General features: G+C 71.0%; 20 protein-coding genes. 11 read left to right on the top strand and 9 right to left on the bottom strand.

The window, feature by feature from the left end; all coding sequences use genetic code 11:
• The first annotated feature begins 133 nt into the window (after positions 1 to 133).
• The gene (locus tag ACFYRY_RS01575; RefSeq protein WP_389141010.1) at positions 134 to 2,188 is read left to right on the top strand and encodes a discoidin domain-containing protein; all 2,055 of its coding nucleotides are present in this window, start codon (positions 134 to 136) and stop codon (positions 2,186 to 2,188) included.
• A gap of 34 nt (positions 2,189 to 2,222) precedes the next feature.
• Entirely contained in the window at positions 2,223 to 2,831 is a 609-nt protein-coding gene (locus tag ACFYRY_RS01570) for a TetR/AcrR family transcriptional regulator (RefSeq protein ID WP_389138896.1), read from the top strand.
• A gap of 76 nt (positions 2,832 to 2,907) precedes the next feature.
• On the opposite strand, the gene ACFYRY_RS01565 is transcribed toward ACFYRY_RS01570, so the two are convergent.
• The 3 genes from ACFYRY_RS01565 to ACFYRY_RS01555 all read right to left on the bottom strand — a co-directional run bounded on the left by ACFYRY_RS01565 (position 2,908) and on the right by ACFYRY_RS01555 (position 7,576).
• Positions 2,908 to 5,007 carry a hypothetical protein gene (locus ACFYRY_RS01565; protein ID WP_389138894.1) on the bottom strand — a complete coding sequence of 700 codons (2,100 nt, stop codon included), beginning with the start codon at positions 5,005 to 5,007 and terminating at the stop codon, positions 2,908 to 2,910.
• A gap of 144 nt (positions 5,008 to 5,151) precedes the next feature.
• Positions 5,152 to 6,267, bottom strand: coding sequence for an SGNH/GDSL hydrolase family protein (locus tag ACFYRY_RS01560; protein WP_389138892.1), 1,116 nt, complete (start codon positions 6,265 to 6,267; stop codon positions 5,152 to 5,154).
• Positions 6,268 to 6,478: 211 nt separating this feature from the next.
• On the bottom strand, positions 6,479 to 7,576 hold the full coding sequence (locus ACFYRY_RS01555) for a M23 family metallopeptidase (protein ID WP_389138890.1): 1,098 nt from the start codon (positions 7,574 to 7,576) through the stop codon (positions 6,479 to 6,481).
• 356 nt (positions 7,577 to 7,932) lie between these two features.
• Between ACFYRY_RS01555 and ACFYRY_RS01550 the strand changes: the two genes are divergently transcribed.
• Complete coding sequence (locus tag ACFYRY_RS01550; protein ID WP_389138889.1) at positions 7,933 to 9,321, top strand: diacylglycerol/lipid kinase family protein; 1,389 nt, start codon at positions 7,933 to 7,935, stop codon at positions 9,319 to 9,321.
• Positions 9,314 to 9,889, top strand: a complete 576-nt coding sequence (locus ACFYRY_RS01545) for a phosphatase PAP2 family protein (protein WP_389138887.1) — start codon at positions 9,314 to 9,316, stop codon at positions 9,887 to 9,889. Before ACFYRY_RS01550 ends, ACFYRY_RS01545 begins: the two co-directional genes overlap by 8 nt.
• A gap of 45 nt (positions 9,890 to 9,934) precedes the next feature.
• Here ACFYRY_RS01545 and ACFYRY_RS01540 read toward each other — a convergent pair whose 3' ends face one another.
• The 5 genes from ACFYRY_RS01540 to ACFYRY_RS01520 all read right to left on the bottom strand — a co-directional run bounded on the left by ACFYRY_RS01540 (position 9,935) and on the right by ACFYRY_RS01520 (position 14,503).
• The gene (locus ACFYRY_RS01540) at positions 9,935 to 10,660 is read right to left on the bottom strand and encodes an FAD binding domain-containing protein (RefSeq protein WP_389138885.1); all 726 of its coding nucleotides are present in this window, start codon (positions 10,658 to 10,660) and stop codon (positions 9,935 to 9,937) included.
• 210 nt (positions 10,661 to 10,870) lie between these two features.
• The gene (locus ACFYRY_RS01535; RefSeq protein ID WP_389138883.1) at positions 10,871 to 11,836 is read right to left on the bottom strand and encodes a YihY/virulence factor BrkB family protein; all 966 of its coding nucleotides are present in this window, start codon (positions 11,834 to 11,836) and stop codon (positions 10,871 to 10,873) included.
• A 98-nt stretch (positions 11,837 to 11,934) separates the two neighbouring features.
• Positions 11,935 to 13,260: a lipase family protein gene (locus ACFYRY_RS01530; protein WP_389138882.1), complete on the bottom strand. Its 1,326-nt coding sequence runs from the start codon at positions 13,258 to 13,260 to the stop codon at positions 11,935 to 11,937.
• Positions 13,261 to 13,494: 234 nt separating this feature from the next.
• Positions 13,495 to 14,142: a DUF6629 family protein gene (locus ACFYRY_RS01525; protein WP_389138880.1), complete on the bottom strand. Its 648-nt coding sequence runs from the start codon at positions 14,140 to 14,142 to the stop codon at positions 13,495 to 13,497.
• A 223-nt stretch (positions 14,143 to 14,365) separates the two neighbouring features.
• Complete coding sequence (locus ACFYRY_RS01520; protein ID WP_356777535.1) at positions 14,366 to 14,503, bottom strand: hypothetical protein; 138 nt, start codon at positions 14,501 to 14,503, stop codon at positions 14,366 to 14,368.
• Positions 14,504 to 14,748: 245 nt separating this feature from the next.
• Between ACFYRY_RS01520 and ACFYRY_RS01515 the strand changes: the two genes are divergently transcribed.
• The 7 genes from ACFYRY_RS01515 (at position 14,749) to ACFYRY_RS01485 (ending at position 24,258) form a co-directional block, all read left to right on the top strand.
• The gene (locus ACFYRY_RS01515) at positions 14,749 to 15,144 is read left to right on the top strand and encodes a hypothetical protein (RefSeq protein ID WP_389138879.1); all 396 of its coding nucleotides are present in this window, start codon (positions 14,749 to 14,751) and stop codon (positions 15,142 to 15,144) included.
• Between the two features lie 86 nt (positions 15,145 to 15,230).
• Complete coding sequence (locus ACFYRY_RS01510) at positions 15,231 to 15,764, top strand: GNAT family N-acetyltransferase (RefSeq protein ID WP_389138878.1); 534 nt, start codon at positions 15,231 to 15,233, stop codon at positions 15,762 to 15,764.
• A gap of 101 nt (positions 15,765 to 15,865) precedes the next feature.
• Positions 15,866 to 17,878: a S9 family peptidase gene (locus ACFYRY_RS01505; RefSeq protein WP_389138876.1), complete on the top strand. Its 2,013-nt coding sequence runs from the start codon at positions 15,866 to 15,868 to the stop codon at positions 17,876 to 17,878.
• A 194-nt stretch (positions 17,879 to 18,072) separates the two neighbouring features.
• A complete protein-coding gene (locus ACFYRY_RS01500) occupies positions 18,073 to 20,409 on the top strand; it encodes a Tat pathway signal sequence domain protein (protein WP_389141008.1) in 2,337 nt (778 codons plus the stop codon).
• 38 nt (positions 20,410 to 20,447) lie between these two features.
• Positions 20,448 to 22,349 carry a glycoside hydrolase family 97 catalytic domain-containing protein gene (locus tag ACFYRY_RS01495; RefSeq protein ID WP_389138875.1) on the top strand — a complete coding sequence of 634 codons (1,902 nt, stop codon included), beginning with the start codon at positions 20,448 to 20,450 and terminating at the stop codon, positions 22,347 to 22,349.
• Between the two features lie 81 nt (positions 22,350 to 22,430).
• Entirely contained in the window at positions 22,431 to 22,907 is a 477-nt protein-coding gene (locus ACFYRY_RS01490; protein ID WP_389138873.1) for a carboxymuconolactone decarboxylase family protein, read from the top strand.
• Positions 22,908 to 23,151: 244 nt separating this feature from the next.
• Positions 23,152 to 24,258, top strand: a complete 1,107-nt coding sequence (locus ACFYRY_RS01485; RefSeq protein WP_389138872.1) for an NAD(P)/FAD-dependent oxidoreductase — start codon at positions 23,152 to 23,154, stop codon at positions 24,256 to 24,258.
• A gap of 331 nt (positions 24,259 to 24,589) precedes the next feature.
• Here ACFYRY_RS01485 and ACFYRY_RS01480 read toward each other — a convergent pair whose 3' ends face one another.
• Positions 24,590 to 25,501, bottom strand: a complete 912-nt coding sequence (locus ACFYRY_RS01480; protein WP_389138871.1) for a hypothetical protein — start codon at positions 25,499 to 25,501, stop codon at positions 24,590 to 24,592.
• Between the last annotated feature and the right edge of the window lie 192 nt (positions 25,502 to 25,693).

Here is a 25,693-nt window from a genome sequence, read left to right as displayed (position 1 = left end):
CGGACTCTTGACTCGACATGCGCTCGCCGCGATCCTCGACGCAGATATTGCGCCGGTCATGACAACTCGATGGGCTGCCCAGGGCCTTCGTCGACCGTGCCATCCCGCCGATCGAGGGACGTGGGCAGTGACCATGACCAAACGCCCGTACCGTGGACGCAAAGACGTCACCCTGATGTCGCTGTTACTTCTCGTACTGGCCATGTCCCTCGGCCCCACCCCGAGTTCGGCGGCCGACGCCGACTGGTGGGTGCCGACCGCGCGCCCGGCGCCGGACTCCCAGATCAACGTGACCGGAGAGCCGTTCACCGGCACGAACGCGCAGGGCGAGGTGCGAGGCTTCGTCGACGCCCACAACCACCTCTTCGCCGACGAGGGCTTCGGCGGGCGGCTCATCTGCGGAAAGACGTTCTCCGAGGCCGGCGTCGCCGACGCGCTCAAGGACTGTCCCGAGCACTACCCCGACGGCTCCCTCGCGATCTTCGACTACATCACCAACGGCGGTGACGGCAAGCACGATCCGGTCGGCTGGCCCACTTTCAAGGACTGGCCCGCCTACGACTCGATGACCCACCAGCAGAACTACTACGCCTGGGTGGAGCGCGCCTGGCGCGGCGGTCAGCGGGTGCTCGTCAACGACCTCGTCACCAACGGCGTGATCTGCTCGATCTACCCCTTCAAGGACCGAAGCTGTGACGAGATGACGTCCATCCGCCTGCAGGCGAAGCGGACGTACGACCTCCAGGCCTACGTGGACACGATGTACGGCGGTCCCGGCAAGGGCTGGTTCAGGATCGTCACCGACAGCGCGCAGGCCCGAAAGGTCGTCGAACAGGGCAAGTTGGCGGTCGTCCTGGGCGTCGAGACGTCGGAGCCGTTCGGCTGCAAGCAGGTCCTGGACATCGCCCAGTGCAGCAAGGCCGACATCGACAAGGGACTCGACGAGCTGTACGGGCTGGGCGTGCGCAGCATGTTCCTGTGCCACAAGTTCGACAACGCGCTGTGCGGTGTCCGCTTCGACGAGGGCGGACTCGGAACGGCCATCAACGTCGGGCAGTTCCTGTCGACCGGCACTTTCTGGAAGACGGAGAAGTGCGCCGGGCCCCAGCACGACAACCCCATCGGCACCGCCGCCTCCAAGGCGGAGGACGACCTCCCGGCGGGCGTGGACGTCCCCGCGTACGACGAGGACGCCCAGTGCAACGCGCGCGGACTGACCGACCTCGGTGAGTACGCCGCGCGCGGCATGATGAAACGCAAGATGATGCTGGAGATCGACCACATGAGCGTCAAGGCCACCGGCCGGGTGCTCGACATCTTCGAGTCGGCGTCGTACCCCGGCGTGATCTCCTCGCACAGCTGGATGGACCTCAACTGGACCGAGCGGGTCTACGGCCTCGGCGGCTTCGTCGCCCAGTACATGCACGGCTCCGAGGAGTTCAGCACCGAGGCCAAGCGGACGAACGCCCTGCGCGACAAGTACGACGTCGGCTACGGCTTCGGCACGGACATGAACGGAGTCGGCGGCTGGCCCGCCCCGCGCGGCGCGGACGCCGCCAACAAGGTCACGTACCCCTTCAAGAGCGTCGACGGCGGCTCCGTCATCGACCGGCAGACCACAGGCAGTCGCACCTGGGACCTGAACACCGACGGCGCCGCGCACTACGGTCTCGTCCCGGACTGGATCGAGGACATCCGGCGCGTCGGCGGCCAGGACGTGGTGGACGACCTCTTCCGGGGCGCCGAGTCCTACCTCGGCACCTGGGGCGGGACGGAGCGGCACCAGGCGGGCGTCAACCTCGCCAAGGGCGCGACCGCCACGGCCAGTTCGTCCGAGTCGAACCCGCTCACCAGCTACGCGCCGGGCCGTGCCGTGGACGGCGACCCGGGCACCCGCTGGGCGAGCGACTGGAGCGACGACCAGTGGCTGCGGATCGACCTGGGCTCCACGAGCCTGGTCGGGCGGGTCACGCTCGACTGGGAGCGCGCCTACGGGAAGGCGTACCGCATCCAGCTCTCCACCGACGGCACGAACTGGCAGAACGCATGGTCCACCACCTCGGGCGACGGCGGCCTGGACACTGCCCGCTTCACCGGCACCCCCGCCCGCTACGTGCGGATCCTGGGCCTGGACCGTGGTACGGACTGGGGCTACTCGCTGGCCGAGGTGGGCGTCCACAGCAGCTGACGGCGGGCCGGCACGACCACGAGGGGCGGCGCACATGGCACGGATGCCGTCGGCGGAACGGCGCCGACAGTTGACGGAGGCGGCGATCAGGGCGATGACCCGGGACGGCGTCGCCAGGACGACGACCCGGTCCATCGCCGCCGAGGCGGACGTGTCCCTGAGCGTCTTCCACTACTGCTTCGACTCCAAGCAGGCCCTGATCGAGTCCGTCATCACGACGCTCACGGCCCACTCCGTGACCGTGGTGAAGGAGGCGATACGGCCCAGGGCCACGCTGGAGGAGACCGTCCGGGCCGGGTTCCAGGCGTACTGGGACCACGTCCGCGCCCACCCGGACGAGCACATGCTCACCTACGAACTCACCCAGTACGCCCTGCGACAACCGGGGTTCGAGCATCTGGCGCGACGCCAGTACGAGCTCTACGGCGACGCGTACGGCGAACTCATCGACGAACTCGGCCGGGGCATGGACTTCCGGCTGAGCGTGCCCGTCTCCGTCCTGGCCCGCTACCTGGCCGCGATGACGGACGGGCTGACCCTCAACTACCTGGTGCTCGGCGACGACGCGGCCTGGACCGACATCCTCGCCACGGTCACCGCGCACATCGCCGGCCTGGTGGACACCGACGACACACCCCGGTGAACAGGCGTGGGCCCGTCAGCCCCCTCACCTCGCCGGAGCGGAGGGAGAGGGCCGACGGGCCCACGCGGACAACCGCTCAGACGTTGCTCAGCGGGGCCGGTCGATCGGACGGACCGGTCAGGTCGGTACGAGGAGCCGAGTCGGTCCGCTGCGCCGGGATCACCAGGTCCTGGCCCCCTTCGGCCGTGCGCTCGGTCATCTCCGCCTCGGACCGGGCGGCCAGCGCGTTGACGGCGGCGTTGAACCGCTCCATGGAGGTGGGCCTGTCCGGGCCGAGGACGTACTCCTTGAGCGTACGGCGGTGCGCGGCCATCGGATCGTGGTGCGGCTCGCGGACCGAGCGCAGGATCTCCGGCAGCCGGACGCAGTCACGGTCGAGCAGGTAGGCGCCCCCGGCGGTGGTGTAGGCCGCCCGGAACTCCTGATCGGGCAGGTCGTGGGCGTTGGTCAGGACGTACGGCTTGAGGCTGGCCACGAAGTCGGCGACCACCGAGGAGACGTCACTGATCAGGATGTCGGCCTGGTTGAAGCACTCGTACAGGGTCGGCAGCTGGGTGAGGATCACGTTGTGCCGGACGGGACCGCGGGCCTCCCAGTAGATCCGGTGCCACTCGGCGTGCAGTTCCTGCCACTCGGCCGCGCCGTCGTCACCGGGGACCCTCGCGGCGCGGGTCTGCTCCGCGTAGTCGCCCTGGTGCCGACCGGCCAACTCGTCGAGCCGGGCCCGGATCTCCGACAGCCGCGGCCGGGCCGCGGCGAGCGCCTCCTGCGCCTGCGCGGCCTCGCGCTGCTCGTTGTCGGCGCTCAGCATGGCCCGGATGGCCCGGTCCGCCGCGGTGGCCTCGGATGAGCGTTTGCCGGTGAGCGGATGCGGTTTGTAGATGACCCGCACGTTCTGCTCGAGGAGCTTCTCGACCAGCGGCACGCCCATCGGGATCAGGGAGGTGTGGCAGTCGTCGTCGCTCCAGCCCTCCCAGGTGGGGGCGTACAGCACCACGGGCAGCGGTCCGGGCGTGTGGTCGGCGTGCAGCCGGATGGGCGCCAGCTGCGGGCGGCCCACCTCGACGATGGCGTCGTCGCTGATGGCGTGCCGCACCCGCTGGTACCGGTCGCGGCCGGCCCGGCCTGCCACCCAGATCTCGTCGTACACCTTGCTGACCCGGTTGCTGCTGGCGAGCTTGTCACTGTCACCGTGGCCGATGAAGACGTGTTTGGCCTCGGCGATCCGCAGCATGTGGACGTTCTTGCCCGCGTTGCCGGGGTAGAGCGCGACCCGCACGCCGGACAGGTCCAGCTCCGCGAGGTCGTCCGCCTTGGGCACACACAGCACGGGGAGGGAGGTACGGCTGAGATGACGGAACGAGGCGTGCTCCCGAAGGATGATCACGGGCCGTCGGTCCAGCTTCTCCAGCGTCTCGATCCACATGTTGACCTGGTACATGAAGTCCCGTGACACCGCGGCGAAGCTGAAGTACAGCGCCACCTCGGGCCGGTAGCCGGCCAGTTGCCGGTTGACCTCGCCGATGATGTCGTCGCGCGACGGCGTCCGGCGGGCCGCACGGAACTGGACCAGCAGGGCCAGCACCGCCGCCACCGGGAGCCCGGCCGTGACCGCGTAGCCGATGCCCGCCGGGTACCACCTTCCGGCGGCCAGCGCGGCGAGCAGAGCCGCGTGCGCCACCACGTCGAGATGGAGCAGCTTGCGCAGGAAACGCCGGTAGAGGAAGGCGGGCGGGTGCGCCGGGATGCCCGCGGCGCTCATGTCGAGATTCCGCACGGCCACCGGCAGGACCCGCCGCTGGCGGATACCCCGGTGCAACGCCGTGTAGAGCATCACCATGCCGAAGTGGATGGTGAAAGCGGCGAGGCCGGCGACCAGCACCGTCTCCGGCGCGTCCATCCGCTCGGCCAGGGCGAGCAGCATGACGGTGCGGGCGGCGAACCGCATGGTGCGATTGAACTGCAAGGTCGCCAGTCGGCGGACGAACCCCGGGGCTCGGACGTGCAACGCCTCGTCCGCGAGGTAGCTCACGGCGGACGCCGCGGCGAAGCCCCACAGGGACGGCATCAGTGCGAACACGGGGAGCAGTGCGAAGCCGGCGCCGAAGAGGAACACCAGGAAGAGGTCGGCCTTCCCACGGACACGCAGGACGGCACACAACCAACGGACGATCACGGACAAGACTTCCCCCCAGGGACTGCGCGGCAGGTGACGCGTTGTTCACCTGTTCGACGGGGGAAGAGCGTGAAAGGTTGTGCACCTGCACGTCGGAAATAATTCACCTTTGCTTCACGGGGTGTTCAGTCCTGATTTGGCCTGCTACCAACGCAGCGGCAGGGTGGCGAGATGACCGTCCAGCAGCCCCGAGATGATCCGGTGGTCGTTGAGTGAGGGGTGCCAGTCGCAGCCGAGGTGGTCCAGGCCGGGATCGTCGTAGTACCAGTGGCTGACCCGGTGGTCGCCGCGCCGGTTGCGCTGCTCGACGATGCGCAGAGTGCTGTCAGTGAACGCGTCCGTGTTCCAGAGGTGGGTGGCGCTGACCACGAGGAACGTCCTCGAACCGTACCGGGCGCGCAACGTGTCCAGGAAACCGTGGTACGCCTTCTCGTAGGCGGTGACCAACTCGTCCTGCGTCGCCCAGCGTTCGCCGGGGTTGAGAGGCGTGGAGAAGTCGTTGATGCCCAGTCCGATCACGACGACCTGTGGACGCCAGTCGGCCGGTCTGCGCCAGACGTCGCCGTCGACGTTCAGCAGGGCCCGGTCGTAGTAGGTGCGGAAGTCGGCTTCGGGACTGCTGCCGTTGTAGTTGCGGACCATGCCGCGGCCGGAGAAGGCGTTGATCTGGTAGTCGGCGTCGAGACCGCGGGCGGTGAGGGCGCCGAAGGCGAGGTCGGTGTTGGTGTTCCGGTTGACTCCGCCGTTGCTCGAACAGTCGCGTGTGGTGGAGACGTTGCCGTAGCCGGCGGTGTTGGAGTCGCCGATGAACTCGATCTGTCTGCTCCGTGGCCGGGGCCCGGGGAGAAGGGTGCCTCGGGGAGCGGCGACGAATCCGCCGAATCGGCCCACGGCCCAGGGGCTTTCGGTGCGCTTCACGAGCCGCACGCGGTGCCCGGTGTCCCGGAGGCCGTCGACCCAGAACGTGGTCCGCCCCGGCATCACCAGAGTCTCGACGGTCGTTCCGTCGATCTGGACGTCGTAGTCGTTGTCCGCGTCATCGAGGACGACGCCGACGCCGGTCCCGTGGAAACGGCCCTCGAAGTAGATACCTGGCCAGCTGTACCGCACGGACCCGTCGGCGCTCCTGGTGACCCGTCCCGCGGTGTGGAACCGGGCCCGGGTGCCGGATGCCCGCGCGGGGGCGGCGACACCGGCGACGGCACCCGCGACGGCGGCGGTGACGAACGTCCTTCGGGGTAAGCGACCAGGCGTGTCCATGAGGCCATCCTTCGAGGGTGACGGGACGGTGCGGGCGGTCTTGCCGGGCAGGGCCGAGGGGTGCGAAATCGTACAGGCCGTCGAATTTATGGGAGCGCTCCCACAATCGACTCCTATCGAAGGTGACCGTCGTGCGAGCCATCGTCAACCCCTCGCGGTACGCGATTTCCAGGAGCCGGGCCGAACTCCCGCCCCGGTACCGCGTGTTGTCTCACGCACCGGGGCTGAGCCACGGCATCGGATCGCTGTATCCCCCGTCGAAGATCACTTCGAAATGCAGGTGGGGGCCGGTGGACAGGCCGGTGGACCCGACGAGTCCGATCGGCGTGCCGGCCTCCACCGTCCGGCCCACGGGGACCTGGAGGGACGACAGGTGACTGTAGGTCGTCTGCAGGGGCTTGCCGCCGACGGTGCCGTGGTCGATCACGACACGGTTGCCGTACGCCTTGGTCATCCCGGCGAACACGACGCGACCCGCGGCGGCGGCGGACACCTGCGCTCCCTGCGGCGCACCGAAGTCGACCCCGGTGTGGAGCTTGGTCACTCCCGTCAGTGGATGCTCGCGGGAACCGTAGGAGGAGGTGACGGTGAGGACGCTCGTCGGCGGGGCGAGGACCGCGCCCGGCGCCCGGTCCGCGGTGTCGTCGGGGTTCTCCTGGTCGAACGCCTCGTAGCGCGGGAGCAGCGCCTTCACCTCGGCGACGTAGCCGCGCGACTCGGCCGGCACGCGGCCCGCCCGCGCCACCGTGTCCGTGCCCACGGTGTAGGCGGCCAGCGTGAGGTCCACGAGGTCGCCGCTGACCCTGCCGTCGGTCCTGAGCTCGGTCACCTTCTCGGCCAGCGAGCAGTCCTGCCGCCCGAGCGCCATCATCGCGTCCGCCGGATCCCCGGGCGAGGAGCGGCCGTTGCCGTTGTCGTCCTTGCCCCAGGTGCGCCATCGGGCGTCCGTGAACGCGGCGATCCCCTTCTCGCCCGAAAGGCGTTCGGTGTCGTTGCTCCAGCCGGTGAGCTGCTCGATCTGGGCGGCGAGGACGGCGGGGGTGAGGACTGGGCAGGCGGAGGCGGCCTTGCGGAGCCACGGAAGGTAGGAGGCGTCGACGCGGGTCGTGCCGACCGGGCCGGAAGCGGAGGCTTGCGGCTGGTCGGGGGAGAAGCCGCCCGTCAGCACCAGCCAGCCGGCGATGCCCGCCAGGGTGGCCAGACCCGGCAGAACCACGACGGTGAACACGCCCGGACCGCGCCGGCGGGGAGCGGGCGCACCCTGCGGGATCGGCGTCGACGGCGCATCCGGAGGGGTCTCGATGGTCACGGACGGACGGTAGCGCGCCGTCGCCCGGCCATCACGAGACGCGGAGGCAGAGTGACCTGCCCGAACGGGCAGATCTCGGGTACGCCCGAATGTGTCCACAGGGAGTCGACGCGGAAGAAGGGGGCACGTGTGCATCGTGCCGGGACGGGCCGCGGCCCCGTGAGATCGTTGGCTCGCCGAGTCCGAGGTGGCGGGTCCGTCCGATCCCGTGACACTGGTACCGGGATGTCGGGATGGCGAACCGGCGGCCGGAACGACCATGGAGAGAGAGGGGCAGGGAAGGGACCCGAGGCAGGTGGGGCGACCGTGGGCTGCGGGCACGCGGACACGGGACCCCGGGGGACCCCCGACGCATCATGAACGCGACCCGAACGAGCAGTGAGCCGGCGCGGAGCGGCACCGGTCAGCGGGATGGGCTGTCCGTGCGGACCCTGGCGAGGCTCGCCCTGCTGTGTGTGGCCGGTGCCGTCGCGGCCGTGGTGGTGGGCGCCGGATCCGGCCGGTGGCTGGTCCTGCTGCTGGGCCTCGCCGGTCTCGCCGTGGCCGGTGCGGGTATCTGGTGGGCGCTGGCACACCGGGGAGTGGCCCGCCTTCTGGGCGCCGTGCTGGCGCTGGCCGCGCCCGTGGGCGTCCTGGTGCTCTACGCCGTGTCGGGACTGTGGGTGGTGGCGGTGGCGGCAGTGGCGTCGTGGACGCTGGGGCTGGCCTGCGCCAGGAGCGCGTTGCGCCGCCTGCGCAAGCCGCACGGCATGCACACCCGTTCGGCCCGGCCGCCCCGCCGACCGGTGCTGATCATGAACCCGCGCTCCGGGGGCGGCAAGGTCGTCCAGCACAACCTGGTGGAGCGGGCGGAGGCGCTGGGGGCCCGCGTGGTGCTGCTCGACCTGGACACAGACCCCGATCCGGTGGCGGTGGCGCGACAGGCCGTGGCGGAGGGCGCGGACCTGCTCGGCGTGGCGGGTGGCGACGGCACCCAGGCCCTGGTGGCGGGGGTGGCCGCCGAGCACCGGCTGCCGTTCGTGGTCGTGGCCGCCGGCACCCGCAACCACTTCGCGATGGATCTCGGCCTGGACCGCGACGACCCGGCAAGCTGCCTGGACGCCCTCTCGGACGGTGTGGAACTCCGCGTCGACCTGGGGGACGTGGACGGACGGCCGTTCGTCAACACGGTCTCGTTCGGGGCGTACGCGGAGATCGTGCAGAGCCCCGAGTACCGCGACGCCAAGGCGGCCACCGCGCTCGACCAGTTGCCGGACCTGCTGGTCGGCGACGGTGCGACCGCCCTCGACGTCCGGGCGGACGACGAACGGGTGCACGCCCCGCAGACCCTCCTGGTCAGCAACAACCCCTACGGCAGGGCCGACCCCCTCGGCGGCGGACGCAGACCCAGACTCGACGCGGGCAGACTCGGGGTGATCGCGGTCCGGGTGGAAGGCCCCGCGCAGGCCGCCGAGCTGGCGTTGCGCGGTGAACGGGCCAGCGGCATCACAGCGCTGAAGGCGCGTAGCGTCGTCGTCGAGGCCGACGAGGAGCTCATCCCGGTGGCCGTCGACGGCGAGGCCCTGACCCTGCCCCCGCCCGTGATGTGCACGGTACGCCCCGGCGTCCTGAGGGTGCGGGTGCCCAGACACCGCCCGGGTGCCCCGTATGTCGCACCGTCCGTCGACTGGCGGCGTGTCGTCCGTCTCGCCTTCGGTCGGACCCCCCATTCGTCCCGGAAGAAACAGGAGCAGAGCGATGTTTGACCGCCCCTCGCCGGACCATCGGGCGCAGCGAGGCCTGATGCGTGATCTCGCCGCCCTCGACCAGGCGCTCTACGAGGCTGTCACGGTCACCAGGACACCCGCACTGGACTCCGCTCTGCGGCGGTTGTCGGCGGCCGCGGACCACTCCAAGATCTCGTTCGTGACCGCGGGACTGCTGGCGCTGTGCCCCGGTCGGCCGCGTCGTGCCGCCGTACTCGGTGTCGCGGCCATCGGTGTCGCGTCCACGACCGCCAACCTGCTCGGGAAGCGTCTGGTCCGGCGGCCGCGTCCCCGCCGCGCCGAGGACTCGCCGTTCCCGGGCAGGCATGTGCCGATGCCGGCGTCCGCGTCCTTTCCCTCCGGCCACACGGCCTCCGCCGTCGCCTTCGCCGCCGCCGTGGGCCCCGCGTTGCCGGTCGCCACGGTCCCGCTCGGCCTGCTGGCCTGCGCGGTGGGCTACTCGCGGATCCACACCGGAGTGCACTACCCGGGCGATGTCGTCGCCGGCGCGGTCCTGGGAACCGGCGCGGCGGCCGCGGTCCTCGCCGCCGCCCGCTGGGAGAGCTGAGCGGGGCCGCCTTCGGCATGTCGTAGGGGCGAGCCGGCCGCGCCTTCAGCGGCCGGCGCGGTCGGCCAGCAACTCGGTGACATGGTGGCGGACCACGGCCCAGCCGGTGGCGTGGAGGGCGCCGAGGGTGGTGCCCTGGAGGCCGTTCAGAATCTGCTCGGTGTCGGTGCCGACGTCGTACCCGGTGCTGTCGCTGAGGACCTCGTGACCGTCGCGGACGGCGACCCGAAGGAGGTGTCGTCCGCCGTCCGCGTGCACGGCGGCGGCGACTATCAGAGGCGGTGGTCCACCGGCCTCGCCGCTCAGTTTGCGGTATCCGCTGACGAGCGGCTCGCGCCAGCGAAGACCGAGCAGGAGGTGACGCTTGGCCAGAACCTCGGCGAGGTCGGTCTCGTGGACCCGGTCCGTGTCCAGAACGACGGCACGGGCGTTCAGCACGAGAGCCGCGGGCAGCAGACAGCGCAGGGTGCTGCCGACGAGGTTGCCGCCGACCGTGGCGGTACGGCGCACGGCTCCGGTGCCCACCGTCGCGGCCGCCCGACGCAGTACCTCGGGCACGCGGTCGTCGATCTCGCGCAACACCACGGCCGCGCCCAGTGCCTCGCGCTCGATCACATTGGCCTCGGGCAGTCGGCGCAGCGACATGGCCTGGTCGGGGAACCCGTCCTGTTGCCAGCCGGCCCAGACGAGCGTCGCACCACCGATCGGCACGGCCCCTTCGGTCAGGTACTCCTGTGCTTCGGACACGGACACCGGCAGACGCAACAACACGGGAACCGACCAGCCCTTCCGGCGAGTTGGTGGCGCAAGGGGGGAACCTCAGCCACACGATCACTGACATGGCGCATTCTTTCCCCGGGGGAGGGGGCGCGTGCAGGGCTCATCACGCCACGGGCCCGCGCGCCCCTCGCGCGGGGGTCGTGGCGTGGGTGGGGCGGCCGCCGAAGTCCCCGGGTTCTCGCAGAGGATGGTCCTCGTGGGTCAGGCGCCGGGTCCGGGGTCCGGCCGTACGGCTGACGCGATGCCGGCGCGGGCCGCTTCGAGTTGAGCGGCGAACGCGATGCCCAGGAAGAGCGCGACGGCGGTGAGGTTGGCCCACAGCAGCAGGGCGACGAAGGCGGTGAGCGGTCCGTACAGGGATCCGAAGGCGCCGCTCTCCTCGACGTACAGCGCGAGCAGCCAGGTGGCCGACACCCACAGCAGGAGATGGACGGCGGAACCGAACGCCAGCCAGGTGTAGCCCGGTTGGACCCGCCGGGGCGACCAGCGGAAGATCACGGCGGAGGCCACCCAGGCCAGCGCGAGTCCGACCGGAATGTCGAGCACGTCCCACCACCGCGGCCCCCCGTCCGCCCATCCGGCCGAGCGGGCCACCGCGTCCCCGACGGCCGCCCCGGCGACGAGGGCGACGAATCCGAGCACCATCGGCAGGCCCGCTGTGACCGCGAGCACCAACGCTCGCGCGTACTTGCGAGGGAAGGGACGGTCACGCTCGATGCCGTAGATGCGGTTGGCGCCACGCTCGATCTGCCCCATGGCCGAGGCGAGGTTCAGCAGCGCGAACGCCAGCCCGAGCCACAGGGCGAGGGTGCTCCAGACGTCGCCGTGGGCACTGCGCCGGGTCCCGTCGAAGGCGTCCTCGACGATGTCGGCGCTGGCACCCGGCACGATCCCGCCGAGGGTGAGCTCGATGATCCGGCCCACCCTCTCCGTGTGCACCGAGGTGGCCAGCCCGACCAGCGCCACGGTGAACGGCACCAGTCCGAGCACCACTTGGAAGGCGAGGGCACGTGCGTTGGTGAAGCCGTCCGAGTAACGGAACCGTGCGAAGGAGTCGGTCAGCAGCCGCCATCCCCCGTAATGGCGCAGGGCGGTGAACGCTTCGTCGCCGGAGAGTTCGTCTCCGATCATGTCCCGGGTCTGTGGGACGTGGACGGTGGTTCCCATGCGCGGCGGCTCCTCGTCGTACGGCGGTTCCCCCTCTCCGGTTGCCCCGAGAACCGTCCCGCCCGACCTCGCCCCGCGGCTCTGTTGTGAGCGGCTCCTCAGGGCTGGGAGGGCAGGCCGGAGCAGTTGGACGTGGCGGGCTTGCCGTCGAGACGGTCGGTGAGCCAGGAGATGGCGTCGCCCTGGTCGGTGAGCAGGGGCGCGAAGTGGTTGATCAGCGAGTCGCCCAGGTCGGGCAGGGCAACGTACTTGTAGGTCACGTCGGCGCCCTTGCGGCACCAGTCGACGGCCAGCTGACGGGCCTGCGCGTGCGGTACGAGATTGTCGCTGGTGCCGGTCGCCACACGGACCGGTCCGGCCGGTTCGATGGTGCCGAGGCGCTGTTCGGCGAGGAACGCCCGCAGGGCGGGTTCCTCCGCGATGATGTCGCTGATCGGCCGGCCGTCGGTGGTCCAGGCCGTGCTGCGGGCGGAGTTGTAGGCGAACAGCGCGTCCCCGACGCACATGGTCGACAGGTCGGTGAGCGCCGCCTTGCCCTTCGCGTTGAGGTGGGCGTCGGCGATCGGCCGCAGGGCGGGGTCGGACTGCAGGAAACCGTTGACGGACCAGCCCAGTGCCCCGGCGAGGTCGCTCCCGTCGATGGCTTCGGTGACCTTGGCCAGGTCGGCGGGCGGGGCACCGGAGTAGGTGCCGGCGAGCGTGACGTCGGGAGCGTAGGAGGCCTGTAGTTCGGCGGCCGCGGCGGTCGCGCCGCCGCCCTGGCTGTAGCCGAACAGTGCCACCCGGGAGCCGGCGGTGACCGACGTTCCGGGCAGGGACCGGGCCGCACGGACGGCGTCCAGGACGGCGTGCGCCTCGTCGACGCGGTTGACGTAGGTGTGCAGACGGTCGGTGGCACCGAGCCCGGCGTAGTCGGTGACCACGACGGCGATTCCCTTGGCGAGCAGACGGTAGACGGCCAGGGTCTCGTAACCGACGGAAACGGTCTGCCCGTTGAACCGGAGGGGATGTTCGAGGCCGAGAGAGGCGGCGCACTGGTCGCCCTGTCCCATGGTGCCGGGTGCGACGGCCACCAGCGGCCGTGCCCCGTTGCCCTTCCAGGCGGCCGTCGGCTCGATGTACGCCCCGGTGACCGCCACGGGTCGGCCGCCCGAGTCCGTGGACTTGTACATCAGACGGGTGGCCCTGCCCGGCAGCGGTCCGTCGATGCCGGGCAGGCTCAGCGCCAGGGGGAGAGGCTCGCTGCGGACCAGGGCACCGTCGGCCACGGGCAGCGTGGCGGGCGGATTGTAGAACGTGGGGATGGTGACTCCGCGGGAGATCACGGCGCCGGTGTCCGTGGTCGCGGCGGCCGGGAGGGCTGTGGCGCCGAGGCAGGCGGCAGCGGTCACGGCTGCGGCCACGATGCGTGCGTGTGCGGGCATGGCGGACCTCCGGGTGTGGGGGGAGGCCGAGCTTTCGGGTGCGGCTCGGGTGGCTGACTGTCCGGTGGGGCGGATACCGCGGCGCGGGCAGCCAGCCGGTCGTCCCACCGGCGCTTCCCGTACCGCTCTTAGACGAACTGTCAGGACCGTAGCCGCGATCACGTTACCCGCGGTAGCACTCGGAAGGTTACGGTTCAGTAATATGGCGCACGGGGGACAGGCGGCGCCCTGATGTCAGTACCGTGCCGCCGGACCACGTTCCGCCGGCACGGACACCGGCCGTGTGCCGACCCAACGGAACACCACCACGGAGCACACGGCCGCGAGCGCGCACCAGGTGGAGACGAACTCCAACCGCCACAGAACCCAGCAGCCCAGTGCGCCGAGGGCGACCAGGATCCCCAGCACCCGCAGCCACCGGTCACCGGACAGCAGCAACGAGCCCACGGTGGCCAGGAGGTAGCCGACGATGAGCAGGGGCGTGAGCGGAAGGTCGAAGGTGTAGCCGACCGTGTGACCGCGGATCTCGGCCTTCGCCGGCCCGGTGGCGAGCCCGTACGCCAGCATCGCCGCTGTCAGGGTCGCGACGACGAGCAGGGCGCACACTCGGCGTCGAGCGTGCGGCGGGCAGGCGCACAGCACTCCGGCTGGCACCCACACCGTCAGCAGGGGCAGCGCGATGACGGCCCACGCGGTGGTGGCGGGTCCGCTGCCGCCCCCCGAGTACCAGACGACCGACTCGACGAGCTGGTGGGCACCGAGCAGCAACGGCAGTGCGGCGAGGGGCAGCTCCCGGCCGCTGCGCGTCCGCGCCACACACGCCACTCCCACGCCCGCGACAGCGGTGCCCGCCACGAGGTCGGCCGTCGCACTCCAGCACATCGCGCCACCATGGGATTCGTCGTCGGGTGTGTCCGCCTGTTCACCGCGGACCAAGCTACGTCCGACCGCCCCGACGGTCGGGGTGACACGGCGGCCTCGTCACCGGGGACGAAGGTGAGCGTCGCAAGAGCCGTCCGGGACGCGGGCGAGCGGCCCGGCCGCGTCTGTGGGCCGGACCGCCCGGTCGTCGAGTGGATGGCGGATGGCGGGAGGGCGGACGCCGTCAGCGACGGCCGCGGAGCTTGCCCAGCAGGCGCTGGGCCTGGGCCCGCCGTCGGGGGTCGGCCGCGGCCCGCCGTGCCTGCTCGACCGTGCGTCGCCCCTGAGGGCTCTGCGCGTACCGCTTGATTCGTTCCAGCATGCCTGGCATGTGGCTCCTTCCCTCCGGCGCCGACGGCGCGTGCTTCTGCCTCAACTCGCTTACCCCTGCGGAACTACTCACCCCGTTCGCCCGTCTTCAGTCCCGAGATCGACTTGGCGTCAGCACCCGGGAGGCGGTCCCTCCGCCGCGTTGTCAGTGGTGTGCTGAACAATGCCGAGAAAGCGAGATCAAGATCGTCTGCACTGGGTAGCCGGTCTTGAGTCCCCGCAGGAAGGCCACCGCAGATGCAGTCCACGCCGCAAGCCGCGCAGCGCCCCGTGTCCGTCCTCACCTCGGGTCGGTCCCGCACACCGGTCCGCTCCACCGGTGGTGACGTTCTGCGGGTCATCTCCGACCCCTGCACCCCTGTCTTTCTCACCGTGCACGCGGACGGGCGCCGCAGATACAGCTATTGGCAGCCGTTCGACCCCGGCACCGGACGGGGAAGCTGTTACGCCGCCCTGCCGACCGACGAATGCGACGCGCTGCACTCCACGGGACGGATCACCTTCGGCGAGGCCGTCGTCGATCCGACCAGGACCACTCACCGGGTCCGGTTGGCGCGTACTCCGGCTGTGCCCACGCGCGCCGCGGCTGCCCTGCCCGCACGCACGGCGCCGCACCGGGTCCGCGCCGCGTGACGCGCCGGTCGTGGGTGAGCTGAGACGGTCCGCGCGGGCGAGGGGCGATTACCGGTGCGGCCGTCTTCTTCGGCAGGATGGGCGTCATGATCGAGATCCGCACCCCCCGTCTCCTCCTCCGTCGCTGGCGTGACGACGACCTCGCCCCCATGGCGGACATCAACGGCGACCCGCGGGTGATGCGCTGGGTCGACGACGGCTCGGTGCGCGACCTCGAGGACACGGCGGAGGCGATCGAGCGGTGGGAGGAGGAATGGGACGAGGAGGGCTTCGGACTGTTCGCCGTCGAGCTGCTCGCCTCCGGTGAACTGGCCGGCTTCACCGGTCTGTCGGTGCCCGACTTCCTGCCGGAGGCGTCGGCCGAGGCGGCGATCAGCTGGCGGCTCGGCGCACCGTTCTGGGGACAGGGATACGGGTCCGAAGCGGCCCATGCCACGCTGGAGTTCGCCCTCCAGGACCGCGGTCTCGGCCGCGTCATCAGCATCAGCCGGGTGGGTGACGAGGCCTCCGCGAACGTCATCCGCAAGCTCGGCATGGCGCCGGAGCGTGAGACGGTCCATCCGGTGTACGGCGTTCCGCTGCTTGTTCACGCCATCGATCTCTCGGAGTTCGATGCCTGACCCGACCCGGTTCCGGTCGGTCGACCGGCGGACTTGAGCTGGAAGAGCCTCAGTCCGCGGGACCCTGTCGTCGAACGGGGGGAGCGGGCAGGATGATCGCCATGCCCCATCCCCCGGGGGACACCCCCGAATTCCATGAGCTGCTCGCCGCGCACCCCCGCCTCACCGACCTGGTCCTGGCGCCCAACGGACATCGCTTGATCGTCTCCGTTCAGCGGAGCGACGATGAGGGGACCGGATACGTCTCCGCCTTGTGGGACCTGGACCCGGCCGACGGACGAGAACCCCACCTCGTGATCGGGTCCGACGAAAGCGTGTTCGCGCCCGCCTTCGCCGCCGACGGCACGCTGCTGTTCCTGTCCGCCCTGGAGACCGCCGACCCTGCCGACACCGACAGTGACCCTCAGGGTGTGGCGCTGTGGACGCTGCCCGAGCGCGGCGAGGCCGAACGGATCGCCCACCACCCCGGAGGCATATCCGCCTTCACCGTCGCCGGAGGCACCGGCACGGTCGCCTACACCGCGGGTCTGCTCCCCGGCGCCACGGACGCCGAGACACACGCAGAGCTTCGCCGAGAGCGCCGAACCGCCGGGGTGAACGCCATCCTGTACGGGGCGAGCGCGACCCGCGCCGGAGACACCGCCCTCGGACCGGACGAGCCGCACACCTTCGTCCTGCGCTCCGGCGACGCTCCGGTCGACGCCGGCAGCCAGGGCCTTGAGGGCGGCGGGGACGCGGCACTCTCGCCGGACGGATCGCTGGTCGCCTACACGCGGGCCGAGGCCGGCCGCGCCGCGGACACGAACGTCGTGGTGGTCGCCGACGCCACGACCGGCGCCGAGCGCCACACGCTCTCGCGTCCCGGCCACCAGTACTACCGTCTCGCGTTCAGCGCCGACGGCGGGACCCTGGTCTGCCAGCGGCAGCGGGAGGAGACCTACGACACCGAATGGCGGGTCACCCTTGTCGCCTTCGACCTGGCCTCCGGCGAAGAGACCGATCTGCTGCCCACGTTCGACAACTGGCCGTGGCCGGGACGAGCGGTCCTCTCGCCGCGCCCCGGGGACGGCACGCTGTGGTTCACCGGCGACGAGCGGGGCCACTGCCCGGTCTTCCGCCGCGACGCGGACGGCACGGTCACCCGCCTGACAGCATCCGGCGCCTATTCCTCGCTGTGCGTGACCCCCGACGGGGCCACCCTCTACGCACTGCGCGGCACGATCGACAGCCCGCCCCGGGTGGTCCGGCTGGACGCCACCACGGCCGACCAACACCCCACGTTCCTCGACGCCCCCGGGGCCCTCGGACCGCTCCCCGGCACCCTGACCGAGGTGCATGCCGACGCCGACGACGGCTTCCCGCTGCGCGCCTGGCTCACCCTGCCCGAGGGTGCCTCGGCCCAGCGCCCGGCCCCGCTGATCGTCGTTCCGCACGGCGGACCGCAGGGGTCCTGGAACAACTGGAGCTGGCTGCGGAACCCGTGGCCGTTCACCGCCCGCGGATACGCGGTGCTGCTGCCGGACCCGGCGCTGTCCACCGGCTACGGGCAGCGCATGCAGGAGCGCGGCCGCGGCCAGTACGGCGGGCAGCCCTACCGTGACCTCATCACCCTGACCGACGCGGCGCTGGCGCGCGACGACCTCGACCCGACCCGCACCGGCCTGGCCGGCCGGTCCTACGGCGGCTACCTGGCCAACCGGGCCGCGACCCGCACCGACCGTTTCAAGGCGATCGTCTCGCACGCCGGCATGTGGAACCTGGAGGCACTGCTGAACGACACGGACCTGCATGCCTACTTCCTGAAGATCTTCGGCGACCCGAGGGCACGACGCGAACGGTACGAGGCCGACTCGCCGCACCTCGACGCGGCGAAGATGACCACGCCGATGCTGATCGTGCAGGGCGGCAAGGACTACCGGGTGCCGGTCGGTCAGGCCCAGGGGCTCCACAACGACCTGCGGCGATACGGCGTGCCGGTCCGTTTCCTGTACTTCCCGGACGAGAGCCACGGCATCGGCGTGCCGAACCACATCCGCGTCCTGTACGACACGGTGCTGACCTTCCTCGACCACCACGTCCTCGACCAGGAGTGGAAACGTCCCGCGCTGCTCTGACCAGAAAGGTCGGATGGCTCACCAGCTAGCGCTGCCTGACGGACCTAGGGGCGAAGCGTCAATCGTTCTTCGATTACCCAAACCGATGGCCTGATACCGCACTCGTCCTACTCATTGACAGGTACATAAAGCGGTGCCTAGGTTCGCCGATACACCCGATGTATCGAGGATCCGTCAGGTCTTGGAGGACGATGATGACCTCACCGCAGGGAGAGCCCTCGCCGGTGGCCCGCAGAGCGTTACTCGGTACCGCGCTGAGCGGTGCGGCAGTGGCGGCACTGCCCGCAACGGCACACGCCGAACAGTCGGTGCGGGCGGCGGGGACAGCGGGCGTCACGCCGGCGGCCGGGAGCGCCGGACGCCCCTGGAAGCTGCGCGACACCATGACCACCGACGCCGCCTGGGAGAAGTTTCTGCGCGGCCAGGACCTGCGGTGGAGCAGACTGCCCACCCTCTGGTACGAGGGCCCGTTCCTCGGTGACGGGCTGCTCGGCAGCATGGTCTACCAGGAGCCCGGCGCCAACCAGATCCGCTTCACCGTCCAGCACGGCCGCGTCCAGGACCACCGGCCCGAGTTCGGCAGCGGCTGGGGCACCTGCCGCCTGCCGGTCGGACACCTCACGCTCGAACCGGTCGGCACCATCACCGCCGTCGACTGGCGGCTGAGCCTGTGGAACGCCGAGCTCACCGGCACCGTCACCACCACCGCCGGCAAGCTCACCCTCTCCGCCCTCATCCACGACGAGGTCCTGGCGGCCCGCGTGAAGGCCACCGGCGGCGAGAAGGTCACCTGGACCTTCCACCCCGAGGAGGCCCTCAGCCCCCGCCGCATCAGCGAGGCCCCGCCCGCCGACTACACCGCCAACCCGCCCTGGACCACCAAGACCGCCGCCGACGGCACGAAACAGGTGCTCCAGCCCCTCACCGGCGGCGGCCAGACCGCCACCGCGTACCGCCGCACCGGCAACGACCTGCTTCTCAGCGTCGGACACAGCTTCCCCTCCGACACCGCCGCTGAGGCCGACTCGCTGCGCAACCTGCGGCGCGCGTCCTCGTACGGCACCCTCAGGGGACGGCACACCGACTGGTGGCACGCGTTCTACCAGAAGAGCTTCGTCTCGTTCCCCGACCAGCGGCTGCAGAGCTTCCACTGGATCCAGCTCTACAAGGTCGCCTCCGCCAGCCGGGCGGGCGGCCCCGTCATGGCCACCTGCGGACCGTGGCTGGAGCCCACCCCGTGGCCCGCCGTCTGGTGGAACCTCAACGTCCAGCTGGAGTACTGGCTCATCCACGGCTTCAACCACCCGGAACTCGACTCGCTCGCCAGCACGCTGCGACAGAACCAGGAACAGCTGATCGCCAACGTCCCCGCCGCCTACCGGTCGGACAGCTCCGGCGTCGGCCGCAGCTCCGACATGTTCGCCAACCGGACGGTGGGCCGGCCCGGCACGGGTGCCGAGACCGGCGACCTCACCTGGGCACTGCACAATGTGTGGCTCTCCTACCGGCACTCCATGGACAAGGAGCTGCTGCGCGACACGGTCTACCCGGTGCTGCGCCGGGCGATCAACTACTATCTGCACTTCCTCACCGCGGGCAGCGACGGCAAGCTCCACCTGCCCAGCACGCTCTCGCCCGAGTACCCCGTCGTGCCGCCGCAGGACACCAACTACGACCTGTCCCTCATCCGCTGGGGCTGCCAGACGCTCCTCGAGTCCGCCGAACTGCTCGGTGTCGACGACGAGTTGAAGCCACGCTGGCAGGAGGTGCTGGCCAAGCTCACGCCGTACCCGGTCGACGACAACGGCTTCATGATCGGCGCCGACACCCCGTACGCGCAGTCCCACCGGCACTACTCGCACCTGCTGATGGTGTACCCGCTGTACCTCGTCAACTGGGACCAGCCCGCGAGCCGCGACCTGATCGCGAAGTCCCTCGTCCACTGGCACGCGCTGACCGGCGCCCACCGCGGCTACAGCTACACCGGGGCCGCCTCGATGTACGCGATGACCGGCGACGGCGACACCGCGATCACGTACCTGAGGAAGTTCTTCGACCCCACCACCCGCTACCCCTGCCGCGCCAACACGCACTACACCGAGGCCGGTCCGGTCATCGAGACGCCGCTGTCCGCCTCGCAGTCCCTGCACGACATGTTCTGCCAGAGCTGGGGCGGTGTGATCCGCGTCTTCCCGGCCGTCCCGTCCGCCTGGGCCGACGTCACCCTGCACGACTTCCGTACCCAGGGCGCCTTCCTGGTCAGCGCCGTCCGCACAAAGGGAACGACCCGGTTCATCCGGATCAGGAGCCTGGCGGGTGAACCGCTCAAGCTCCGGCACGGCCTCAGCGGCCGGCTCACCGTACTCCTCGACGACGGCAGCCCGGCCCGCACCCACGACCTGGGTGACGGCGTCATCTCCATCGACCTGCCCCGGGGCCGCGAGGTGCTGATCCACTCAGGCTCCCGCCCGGACCTCGACATCGCGCCGGTCGCCATCAGCGAACCGGGCGCCGCCTGGGGACTGCCGTAACCACCGCCCACCCCGGATCCACAACAGGGAAGATTCACATGGCTGTTCCGATCAGAACCGCGGTCGCCACGCTCTGCGCCGGGCTGGTGGCCACCCTCCTCACCACCGTGCCCGCGCGGGCCGAGCAGGACCTGGGCTCCGGCGACCACGTCTGGGCCGTCTCCGCGGCGCCCCACGCACCCCGAGCGCGGATATCCCTGGACGCCACCACCGGCACGCTCAGCCTCGCGGTGTCCCGCGACGGCCGTACCGTCATCGAGCCGTCGCCCGTCGGCATCGTCACCGAACAGGCCGACCTCTCCCAGGACTTGCGCTTCCTGCGCCGCAAGGACCGAGTGGTCGACGAGCGCTACCGGACGAAGTCCGGCAAACGACTGGACCGCCGGGTCCGCATGAACGAGACCCGGCTGTCGTTCGCCACCGCCGCCGGCGCCCGGCTCGACCTCGTCGTCCGCGCCTCCGCCGACGGCGTCGCCTACCGGTACGTCCTGCCCGCCGGACACGGCGACGTGCTCGGCGAGACCTCCGCCTTCAACCTGCCGTCGGACGCGGGTGCGTGGCTCAGCGCCTACCGGGTCGACAACGAAGGCCAGTTCGCGCAGTACACCGCGGCGACCGCGCCCACCAACGCCTACTCCCCGCAAGCGCTCTTCTCCACCCCCGGCGGCTACACCCTGCTCGCCGAGTCCGACCTCACCGGCAGCTACTCCGGGGCCCGGCTCGCCCACACCCAGGGCAGCGGGACCTACCGCGTCCAGCTCGCCGACGAACGGGTCAGCGCCGACGGTTCCCTCGCCACCTCCTGGCGGGCCATGGTGACTGGCGACCTCGCCACCGTCACCCGGTCCACCTTCACCGACGACCTCGCGCCCGCCTCCAAGGTCGCCCACTCCTCCTGGATCCGGCCGGGCACGGTGCTGTGGACCTGGCTCGCCGGCGGCAAGGAAGCCGGGCAGAGCCTCGCCGCGCAGAAGGCCTACGTCGACTACGCCGCCGAACGCGACTGGCCCTACGAGGCCGTCGATTCGGGCTGGTACTTCAAGAAGGACGAGTGGGACGTCACCGACCCCGACTGGCAGACCAACAGCTGGATGCCGGAACTGGTCAAGTACGCGCGTGCCAAGGGCGTCGGGATCATCGTCTGGATCCATCAGCGCGACCTCGACACACCCGAGGAACGCGCCCAGTGGCTGCCCACGTTGGAGCGGTGGGGCGTCAAGGGCGTCAAGATCGACTTCATGAACTCCGAGGCGCAGTCCATGCTCCAGTGGTACGACGCCATCCTCCCGGAGACCGCCGCCCACCACCTCATGATCGACTTCCATGGCTCGACCATCCCCAAGGGCATCCAGCGCACCTGGCCGCACGTGATGACCCTGGAGGGTGTCGGCGGTGAGGAGAAGCGGACGAACACCGCCGCCCACCTCACCACCCTGCCGTTCACCCGCAACGTCATCGGCTCCATGGACTTCACGCCGGGCGCCTTCCAGCGCGTCGGTCTGCGCCCCAACTCCGACGCGGCCGAGGTGGGGCTGACGGTCGCCTACGAGTCGGGGCTGCAGATGTTCGCGGGCACCCCCCAGTCGTACGACGACCGGCCGCTCGCCCGGGCCTACTTCGATCAGGTTCCCGCCGCCTGGGACGACACCCGGCTGCTCGCCGGGCTTCCCGGCCAGGAGGCCGTCCTCGCCCGCCGCAGTGGCGACCGCTGGTTCCTGGGCGGGGTGTACGCCGGTGCCGCCCGCACGGCCGCGGTGCCGCTGTCCGTCGGCCCCGGACGGTGGCTGGTCGAGACGATCCGGGACGGCGCCGACGGGCTGGTCCAGGACCGGCGGGTGGTGCGCGGCGGCGACATTCTCAGCGTCGACGTCGTCGCCAACGGAGGCTTCGCCGGGATCGCCTGTCCCTGGCGTCCGGGCGTAACCACCTGCTACCGCTGAGGAATTCGGCTTTCCGTGTCACAACTCGCCGCGCCGTTCCGTCCTAGAGGTGTATCCGCCCATCACGGCAAGGAGTGCACCATGGAAGCCCGACTGAACCTCTTCGGCAGCCCGTTCGCAGCCAAGTTCCTCAAGCACGCGACCGCGGCGGGCAGGCTGATCGCCACGGAGTCGACGCTGCCGCCCGCGACCCAGGAACTGGTGTTGCTCCGGGCCAGTCAGATCAACGGCTGCGGCTTCTGCACCGACATGCACACCAAGGACGCCCTGCACGCCGGGGAGTCCACGGTGCGGCTCAACCTGGTCGCGGCCTGGCGGGAGGCCACGGTCTTCACCGACGCCGAGCGCGCCGCCCTGGAACTGACGGAACAGGGCACACGCATCGCCGACGCGGCCGGAGGGGTCCCGGACGAGGTCTGGGCGAACGCCGCCAAGCACTACGACGAGGAGCAGCTCGTCGCTCTGGTGTCGCTCATCTCGATCATCAACTCCTTCAACCGCCTGAACGTCATGGTCCAGCAGCCGGCCGGCGACTACCAGGTAGGTCAGTTCGGATAACCCCGGCCGACGACGACCGGCACGACCGCCGCCGGTGGCACACGCCCCCGGGCACCGCTCGACGGTGCCCGGGGGCGTCGGCCCGTCCGTGACCCACATCAGCACGGTCGCTTCACACAAGAAGCACGAACCCCTCCCGAGACTTTATGTTTCAAGCGTTACGCTCACCGGCAGTCGAGTGGCCCAGGACGGCGCCTCCATCACGGCACTCGCTATCCCCCCACAGCTCCACAGGAGGCTCGGCGTGCGTGACGGCGACGTGGTTGTGATCGGCGGCGGCTATGCCGGCGTGCGTTTGGCGAAACGACTGGACGGGACGGCGCGGGTCACGCTGGTGGATCGCAAGGAGATCTTCTTCCACCGCATCGCGTCCCTGCGCGCCGGTGTGCGCCCGGAGTGGACCGCCACCCCGTTCATCCCGTACGACCGGTTGCTGCGCAGTGGCCAGGTGGTCATGGGCAAGGCGGTCCGTGTCGACACCGACGAGCGGCAGGTGGTGCTGGCGACGGGCGAGCGCCTCCCGTACGACGTGGTGGTGATCGCCACCGGGGCCGACTATCCCGAACCGGCCCGCTTCACCGGCACCACCGCCGAGGAGGCGGCCAAGTCGTTCGCCGGACATCAGCGGAGCATCGCCGGCGCCGAGCACATCCTCGTCGTCGGTGGTGGACCCTCCGGTGTCGAGCTCAGCGCCGAGATCCGGCTGGCCCGGCCGAACGCCCGGGTCACCCTCGCGCACGCCGGGCCCGCCCTCCTCGACGTCATGGGCAGCGCGCGGGCCGGGAAAAGGGCACGATCCTGGCTGGAGTCCCACGACGTGGACGTGCGGCTCGACTCCTTCATCTCTCAGGGCACCGAGTTCGGTACGTATCGCGACGCCGGCGGGAACGTCATCGAGGCCGACGTGTCGTTCTGGGCGACGGGTACCACCCCCAACACGCTCTGGCTGCGCCTCGCCGGGCACGGCGACTGGCTGAACCCGAGCGGGCACGTGAAGGTCGACCGGACCCTCCGGGTCGCGGGGCGGCAGGACGTGTTCGCGGTCGGTGACGTGAACGACGCCACCGAGCTCAAGATCACTCCCGCCGCGCTCGCCCAGGCCGACCTCGCTGCCTGGAACATCCGTGCCTGCCTGCAGCATTCCGGAAGGCATCGCAAGGAGCCGCGCCTCTACCGGCCCATCCACCGCACCCCGCTCATCGTGCCGTTCGGTCCCGCCGACGGAGTGACCATGATGCCCGTGCCCGGCGGGGAGACCGCGGTCCTCGGCTCCCGCACCAGCACCCTCGGCAAGGCCAAGACCCTGCTGACTCCGTACATGAGACGGCAGCTCGGATACACCGCGGCCTGAGCCGCCGAACGCCGAGGCCACGTCGGACGGTTCAGCGCACGAGGCGCCGGACCGTCCACGGCCTCAGGACCCACGGCGTGTCGTCGCCCACGCGGCGATCGGCGTGCCGCAGCGGGGGCAGGATGGCTCGCCACCATGTGTGCGCGGGCGCGGCGGGGGAGTGCCGAAGACGTGCGGTGCCAGGGTGTTCGAGCCAGCGGCTCCGTGGGCGTGGGTCTGGGCGGGGGCTTGCGGCTGCGCGGGGGCTCGGAGTCGGGCGGGCGCTCGGAGTCGAGCGGGGGCCTGGGGTGAGCAGGGGCACCCCAGGCCCGTCATCCATCGCCCGCCACGGTCAGCCGATGCACACCACGAGCAGGCAGAGCTGCGTCGGCGATGTGGATGCCGGGGCGGGATGGGACTGTGAGGACCCCGACCCCGACCCCGACCCCGACCCCGAGCCGGTGCCGGAGTCGGACGGGGTCGTCGACGGCTGCTGTGTCGCCGTGTCGACGGTGTCCGTGGTGGCGGGGGCCGCGGTGTCGGGGGACAGGGTGCTGCTCAGCGTCGGGGCCGACGTGGCGGCCGGGCGGGGCGGCGCGGCGGCGGCAGGCCGATCGGCCGACCGGCTCGTGCGGTCAGGGGTGGAGAGGGCGGACTGCTGCCGCGGCTCGTTGGTGACCGGCGGCTGCGCCTCGGGGGTGGTGCGTGACGATCGGTGAAGGGTGGGCGGAGTCGACGTCGGAACGGCGTGGAAGGACGTCTCCTTCTCCGCGGCGCCCATCGTCCGGTCGTCGGGCGCGGTGGCCGCCTGGGTCCGGTCGGTGGAGCCCCGGTTCATCGTGCTGATGGTCAGGCCGCCTCCGACGAGTGCGACGGCGGTCGCGACCACGGCACGGCGCTGGTTCTTCTTCCAGCGAGCTCGCTGGCGGCGGCGGGCCGCTCGCCCTTCCCCGCTGGGCGGCGCGTCCTCGATGTCGGCGGACGGGGCGGCGTACGGAGCCGCTTGTGCACCGGTCCCGAACTCTTTCGTACCGGTCCCGAGGGCTGCCCCGTCCCGCGCGGTCTCGTCGGACCAGTGGCCGGAGGTCGCGGACTCTGCTGCGTACGCCGTGTCGGTCGCCTCTCCTGCCATCGCCCATGAGCCCGGGGCCAGGCCGGTGCGGGCACCGGCGGCGGGCGGAGCGATGTCGGGGGCGTAGGCGCCGCACCCGGGGCACACCAGGGCGCCGTTGAGATGCCGACGACACGAGGAGCAGTAGTCCATGGGGCTTCCTGGGTTGACTGGCCGGGTGACCCGCTCGGGTCCCGGTCTGACACGTGCGTACGAGGATGGAACGGCAGTCACGCTATCCAGGCTTTCGAAAGGCCAAGTGCAGCCCGTGTGAGGCTCCTGCACAGATTCCCCGACCCCGTGCATATCCGGGGATCGGTGGTCGCGACGCGCCGTGCCTCTGCG

Origin of the sequence: Streptomyces sp. NPDC005263, assembly GCF_042872365.1 — a bacterium.
Lineage (GTDB): Bacteria > Actinomycetota > Actinomycetes > Streptomycetales > Streptomycetaceae > Streptomyces.
Note: the sequence above shows the minus strand (reverse complement) of the source record. Positions and strands in the feature narration are given on the sequence as shown.

Excerpts from the sequence above, each read along its gene's own strand:
- ACFYRY_RS01545 (WP_389138887.1), top strand. The coding sequence starts at position 9,314 with ATGTTTGACCGCCCCTCGCCGGACCATCGGGCGCAGCGAGGCCTGATG.
- ACFYRY_RS01495 (WP_389138875.1), top strand. The coding sequence starts at position 20,448 with ATGGCTGTTCCGATCAGAACCGCGGTCGCCACGCTCTGCGCCGGGCTG.
- ACFYRY_RS01500 (WP_389141008.1), top strand. The coding sequence starts at position 18,073 with ATGACCTCACCGCAGGGAGAGCCCTCGCCGGTGGCCCGCAGAGCGTTA.
- ACFYRY_RS01535 (WP_389138883.1), bottom strand. The coding sequence starts at position 11,836 with ATGGGAACCACCGTCCACGTCCCACAGACCCGGGACATGATCGGAGAC.
- ACFYRY_RS01510 (WP_389138878.1), top strand. The coding sequence starts at position 15,231 with ATGATCGAGATCCGCACCCCCCGTCTCCTCCTCCGTCGCTGGCGTGAC.
- ACFYRY_RS01490 (WP_389138873.1), top strand. The coding sequence starts at position 22,431 with ATGGAAGCCCGACTGAACCTCTTCGGCAGCCCGTTCGCAGCCAAGTTC.
- ACFYRY_RS01575 (WP_389141010.1), top strand. The coding sequence starts at position 134 with ATGACCAAACGCCCGTACCGTGGACGCAAAGACGTCACCCTGATGTCG.
- ACFYRY_RS01530 (WP_389138882.1), bottom strand. The coding sequence starts at position 13,260 with ATGCCCGCACACGCACGCATCGTGGCCGCAGCCGTGACCGCTGCCGCC.
- ACFYRY_RS01515 (WP_389138879.1), top strand. The coding sequence starts at position 14,749 with ATGCAGTCCACGCCGCAAGCCGCGCAGCGCCCCGTGTCCGTCCTCACC.
- ACFYRY_RS01525 (WP_389138880.1), bottom strand. The coding sequence starts at position 14,142 with ATGTGCTGGAGTGCGACGGCCGACCTCGTGGCGGGCACCGCTGTCGCG.
- ACFYRY_RS01480 (WP_389138871.1), bottom strand. The coding sequence starts at position 25,501 with ATGGACTACTGCTCCTCGTGTCGTCGGCATCTCAACGGCGCCCTGGTG.
- ACFYRY_RS01570 (WP_389138896.1), top strand. The coding sequence starts at position 2,223 with ATGGCACGGATGCCGTCGGCGGAACGGCGCCGACAGTTGACGGAGGCG.
- ACFYRY_RS01560 (WP_389138892.1), bottom strand. The coding sequence starts at position 6,267 with ATGGACACGCCTGGTCGCTTACCCCGAAGGACGTTCGTCACCGCCGCC.
- ACFYRY_RS01505 (WP_389138876.1), top strand. The coding sequence starts at position 15,866 with ATGCCCCATCCCCCGGGGGACACCCCCGAATTCCATGAGCTGCTCGCC.
- ACFYRY_RS01550 (WP_389138889.1), top strand. The coding sequence starts at position 7,933 with ATGAACGCGACCCGAACGAGCAGTGAGCCGGCGCGGAGCGGCACCGGT.
- ACFYRY_RS01520 (WP_356777535.1), bottom strand. The coding sequence starts at position 14,503 with ATGCTGGAACGAATCAAGCGGTACGCGCAGAGCCCTCAGGGGCGACGC.